The sequence below is a fragment of the Lysinibacillus sp. FJAT-14745 genome, assembly GCF_001275675.1.
Taxonomy (GTDB): Bacteria; Bacillota; Bacilli; order Bacillales_A; family Planococcaceae; genus Lysinibacillus.
In genome coordinates this window covers 13,915-16,621 of record NZ_LITM01000014.1, presented here as the reverse complement: position 1 = coordinate 16,621, position 2,707 = coordinate 13,915, and the positions used below count along the sequence as shown (strand labels likewise).

Annotated in this window: 2 protein-coding genes; both read left to right on the top strand. The window is 34.4% G+C overall.

All coding sequences use genetic code 11. The features are described 5' to 3' along the window. On the top strand, positions 1–363 hold a 363-nt coding region (locus tag AMS59_RS26730), incomplete at its 5' end, for an AMP-binding protein (RefSeq protein ID WP_199777800.1). A 20-nt stretch (positions 364–383) separates the two neighbouring features. After that, positions 384–2,707: condensation domain-containing protein (locus AMS59_RS25960; RefSeq protein WP_199777799.1), on the top strand; the 2,324-nt coding region annotated here is incomplete at its 3' end.

The following is a 2,707-nucleotide window of genomic DNA, read 5'->3' as shown; positions in this document are numbered from 1 at the left end:
CATGTTTCCAAATCAAATCATCTGGCCTATGTCATCTATACTTCTGGAACTACTGGAAAACCGAAAGGTGTCATGGTTGAAAATAGAAATCTTGCAAATTTATGTACTTGGCAAATTAAAAACGGTAATTATACCGATAACAGCAAAATTATTCAAAAAACTGCGTATGTATTTGATGGTTCTGCGTGGGAAATATTCCCTGTTTGCTTAATTGGGGGTAAATTGGAAATTATAGATGAGTTCCAAAACAAAGATCCCGAGGAATTACTAAAGTTATTACCGGGAAAACAAATTGCTCTAATGCCATCAATGTTTAGAACTTTATTAGATTGTAAAGAAACTATCGAGAAAAAAATCAATTAAATACATTTGACAAAATATATTTGGCTGGAGAACCAGTAACTATAGATTTATTAGAAAAGTATAAAGAAGTAACAGGAAATAGACTAAATCGATTAAACAATTTGTATGGTCCAACAGAAGCAACCGTTACCGCAACATCATTCCAATTTTCTGACAATAAAAACCTAGATATTGTTCCGATTGGAAAGCCTATTTTGAATACGCAGATATATATATTAAATGGTAATAGTCTGTGTGGTATTGGAATGCCAGGTGAATTATGCATTGGAGGATCAGGGGTATCAAGGGGATATTTAAACAGACCAGAACTAACAGAAGAGAAGTTTGTAGAAAATCCATACCGTAAAGGAGAAAGAATTTATCGTACCGGCGACCTAGCACGTTGGATGGAAGACGGCAATATTGAATATCTTGGAAGAATTGATGAGCAGGTTAAAATTAGAGGGTTTAGAATTGAACTTGATGAAATTGAAAGCAAAATTAGGGGATTAAAAGGGATTCAAGATGCAGTGGTTATTGTAAGAGAAGAACATGGTGACAAATATATATGTGGATACATTGTTGGGAAAGAACAATTTGACATAGGTATCATTAAGGAAAAGCTAAGCAAAAATTTACCGGAATATATGATACCAGCATATATTATACAGATTGAGAGTGTTCCTATAACAGTGAATGGAAAACTGGATAAAAAAGCACTCCCGAAACCTAAAGTAACTGGTATGGAAGAGTATATTGCCCCAAGAGATGAAATAGAAGTATGTATTACAGAGGCCTTTCAGGAAATTCTAGGAGTTGAGAAAGTTGGAATTAATGATAGCTTTTTTGAACTGGGAGGACATTCTTTAAGAGCCACTAAATTAGTTAATGTTCTAGAAGAAGGTTTAGGGGTACGAATTTTATTACGTGAAGTATTATCATTAAAAACCGTAAGGAAAATTGCTGAAAAGGTAAGAGAATCAACCGAGCAAGAATCCTATAACTCTATTGAGCGAATGCAAAAAAAACATAGCTATGATATGAGTTCGGTTCAAAAGAGACTGTATATTATTGACCAAATGCAAGGAAAAAATATTACTTACAATATGCCACAAATGATGCGTGTTCAAGGTACGATTGATATTACTCGAATGCAGAATGCGATCAATCAATTGATAGAACGCCATGAAGTATTAAGAACTAGCTTCCAAATGGAAGATGATAAGCCTATACAGAAAATTGAAGATCACGTTACAGTACGATTGGAATTCTTAGAATGTCATGAGGAAAATATTCAAAATGAATTCAGAGAATTCATTCGCCCGTTTGATTTAAGTAAAGCATCGTTGTTGAGAGTGAAGGTTGTGAAAATTTCAGAAGGTGAAACCATACTCATGTTAGACATTCATCATATTATTTATGATGCTGTATCATCCGGTATATTCCTTAAGGATTTATCTAGACTTTACAATGGTGAAGATTTGCCAGAACTTAATGCACAATATAAGGATTTCAGTGCGTGGCAGAATGCAAGAGATTTAGGTTCTCAAGGAGAATACTGGTTAAAAGAATTTTCCGATGACATCCCTGTGCTCGACCTGCGGACAGATTATCCTAGACCACAACATCAGAGTCATAAAGGTAACAGTTTTACAACAACATTAAACAATGAACTAAAAAATGCTGTTAATGGAATGAGTACGAAAACTGGTGCTACACAATATATGATTCTGTTGTCATCCTTTATGTTACTGCTCAGTCGCTACAGTAGACAGGAAGACATTGTAGTAGGGAGCCCAATTGCGGGAAGAATTCACCCAGATACACAGAATATGTTGGGAATGTTCGTTAATACGTTGGCTATTAAAGGAAAAATAGGGTCTAATTCAACATTTACCGAATTACTTGAACAAATGAAAGAAAAATGCTTAAAAGCATATGAAAATCAAGAATATCCATTTGAAGAATTGATAGACAAGTTGGAATTTGAAAGAGACCTATCGAGAAATCCATTATTTGATGTTATGTTTGTTTTCCAAAATAATGAGGAAGCTGAACTGAAATTAGGAGACACGATTCTAAGCCCAGTTAAATTTACAAGCAAGTCTTCAACATTTGATTTAACAGTAATTATGGAAGAAACTGCAGATGGATATGAACTAAATTGGGAGTATTGTACAGACTTATTTAAGCAAGAGACAATAGAACGTATGAGTGAGCACTTTGCTGAAGTGTTGACGGATGCGGTACAGAATCCAGAGAAAATGCTCAGTAAAATGAATATGATGAGCGAACAGGAGAAAGAGAAAGTTCTATATACTTTTAATGCTACAGAAGCAGAGTATCCAAAAGACAAAACGATTAT